This window comes from Streptomyces sp. NRRL WC-3549 (assembly GCF_000721935.1).
Classification (GTDB): Bacteria; Actinomycetota; Actinomycetes; order Streptomycetales; family Streptomycetaceae; genus Streptomyces.
Window position 1 is genome coordinate 30,214 of the sequence record NZ_KL585442.1, and the last position, 2,516, is coordinate 32,729.

3 protein-coding genes are annotated in these 2,516 nt (G+C 75.0%); 1 reads left to right on the plus strand and 2 read right to left on the minus strand.

Going from position 1 to position 2,516, the window contains the following annotated elements; translation table 11 throughout:
- Positions 1-918, plus strand: a 918-nt coding sequence (locus IH13_RS0133575) for an amidase (protein WP_031090493.1), incomplete at its 5' end; no start/stop codon positions are given.
- A gap of 90 nt (positions 919-1,008) precedes the next feature.
- On the opposite strand, the gene IH13_RS0133580 is transcribed toward IH13_RS0133575, so the two are convergent.
- A complete protein-coding gene (locus IH13_RS0133580) occupies positions 1,009-1,515 on the minus strand; it encodes a potassium channel family protein (protein ID WP_031090495.1) in 507 nt (168 codons plus the stop codon).
- A 149-nt stretch (positions 1,516-1,664) separates the two neighbouring features.
- Positions 1,665-2,516, minus strand: an 852-nt coding sequence (gene eno, locus IH13_RS0133585) for a phosphopyruvate hydratase (RefSeq protein WP_031090497.1), incomplete at its 5' end; no start/stop codon positions are given.

A 2,516-nucleotide genomic window follows, 5' to 3' on the forward strand; every position in this document is an offset into this window, starting at 1 on the left:
GCCAGCGACGGCGGCGGCTCGATCCGCATCCCGGCGGCGGCCTGCGGACTGTTCGGCCTCAAGCCCAGCCGGGGCAGAATCTCCCCCGCGCCCAGGCCGACCACCCTGTCGGGACTGGTCTCCGGGCACCACGCGCTCACCACGTCGGTCCGGGACAGCGCCCTGCTGCTGGACGTGGCGGCGGGACCGCTCCCCGGTGACGCGTACGCGGCCCCGCAACCGGCCGCCCCCTACGCCGAACTGGCCCGCCGCGACCCGGGACGGCTGCGGATCGGCCTGCTCACGGAACTGCCGTACGGACCCGAGACGCACCCGGAGTGCGCCGGGGCCGCCCGCGCCGCGGCCCTGCTGTGCGAACGGCTGGGCCACGAGGTCACCGAGACCACCGCCCCCTACCGGCCGGACGACGTCGCCCGCACCTCGGCGGTCCTGATGGGCGCCGACCTCGTGGCCCAGATCGACGCCCGGCTCGCCCTGCTCGACCGGCCCCTGGCCGACGACGACGTCGAACCCCTCACCCGTTTCCTGTACGAGACCTACCGCGCCCTTCCGGCGGCCGACGTCAGCCGGGCGCTGCGCCGGGCGCAGGAGATCGGCTGGCAGGCCGGCGCGGCGTTCGCGGCGTACGACGTCCTGCTGACCCCGACCCTCGCGCAGCCGACCCCCCGGCTCGGCGTCCTCGACACGGCCGACCCGGAGTCGATCTACCGGCACGCCTCCGTCTACTCCGCCTTCACCAGCGTCCACAACGTGACCGGGATGCCGGCGATGTCCGTCCCCTTCGGCCACGACGGTACGGGCCTGCCCCTGGGGGTCCAGTTCGCCGCACCTTTCGGTGGTGAGGGGACCCTCCTCGCCCTGGCGGCACAGCTCGAACAGGCGGCGCCGTGGGGGAGCCCGGCCCTCCCCGGCAGCTGAGCGGAGGCCGCCCCACGGGAGCTCACCGGCCGGTCTTCGCCGCGCCCCGCCCGGCGGCGGGCCCGGCCCGGCCGGTGAGGCGTCCTGACGTCAGCGGACCGGCCCGGAACCGGGCCCGCCCTCTCCGCCGATCAGTTGCTCGATCCGGTCGAAACGGGCGTGCAGAGCCCGCAGTTCGCTCTCGGCGTCCGCCTTCCCCCGCGCCTCGGCCCGCTCGGCGGCCCGGGCCACCTGGCGGGCGTGGCGCGCCGCGCTGCCGACGAACCAGGTGGCCAGGGAGGCGGTGACGACGCTGAACACGGAGATGCCGACGAGCATCTCGATCCCCGCGATGACGCGTCCGCCGAGAGTGACCGGATAGAGGTCCCCGTACCCGACGGTCGTGGCCGTCTCGACGGACCACCACAGGGCGAGCGGGAACGAGGTGATGGTGGCCCGGGGGGCCGACTCCTCGAACGGGACGATCGCCCAGGAGCCGAGCAGCAGGACCAGAACGACCCCCAGCGCCGCCCAGAGGGACGCCTTCACGTGCAGCCGCCGCCACCGCTCGTCGGCCAGCAGCTTACGGAGGAGATAGACGGGCGAAAGGGGAGGCATGGGCCGAAAGTAGCCGAGGGTGCGGCGGGCGCACGGCAGGACACACGGCTCGGACGCGGCGCGGGGGCCCGGGGCCGGCACGCCGGCCCGCGCCGCCGGCCGCGCCACACCGGTCCGCCGCGCCACACCGGTCCGCCGCGCCGCCCCGGTCAGGAGCGCAGCAGCGCCGAACCCCCCGCGTACCGCGCCGACGCGCCCAACTCCTCCTCGATCCGCAGGAGCCGGTTGTACTTCGCCGTGCGGTCGGAGCGGGAGAGCGAGCCGGTCTTGATCTGGCCGCAGCCCGTGGCCACCGCCAGGTCCGCGATGGTGGTGTCCTCCGTCTCCCCGGAGCGGTGCGACATGACGGCGGTCCAGCCCGCCCGGCGCGCGGTGGCGACCGTGGCGAGCGCCTCCGTCAGGGTGCCGACCTGGTTGACCTTGACCAGGACCGAGTTGCCGACCCCGGTGCGGATGCCCTCGCGCAGCAGCTTCTCGTCGGTGCAGAACACGTCGTCGCCGGTGAGCTGGCAGCGGTCGCCGACCCGCGCGGTCAACTCCCGCCAGCCGTCCAGGTCGTCCTCGGCCATCGGGTCCTCGACGGAGACGACCGGGTACGCGTCGATCAGCCCGGCCAGGTGGTCGGCGTGCTCCGAGGGGGTCCGGCGCACCCCCTCGCCCGCGTACACGTACACCCCGTCCCGGAAGAACTCCGACGAGGCCGGGTCCATGACCAGGCCGATGTCCGCGCCGGGGCGGTACCCGGTGCGTTCCACGGCGGCCATGACGAAGTCGAGCGCCTCCTCGGCGGTGCGCAGCGCGGGGGCGAAGCCGCCCTCGTCGCCGACGCCCGTGGAGTGCCCGGCGGCCAGCAGGTCCCGGCGGAGCGTGTGGAAGACCTCGGAGCCCATGCGGACGGCCTCCGCGAAGGTCGCCGCACCCACCGGGGCGATCATGAACTCCTGGAAGTCCAGCGGATTGTCCGCGTGGGCGCCGCCGTTGACGATGTTCATCATCGGCAG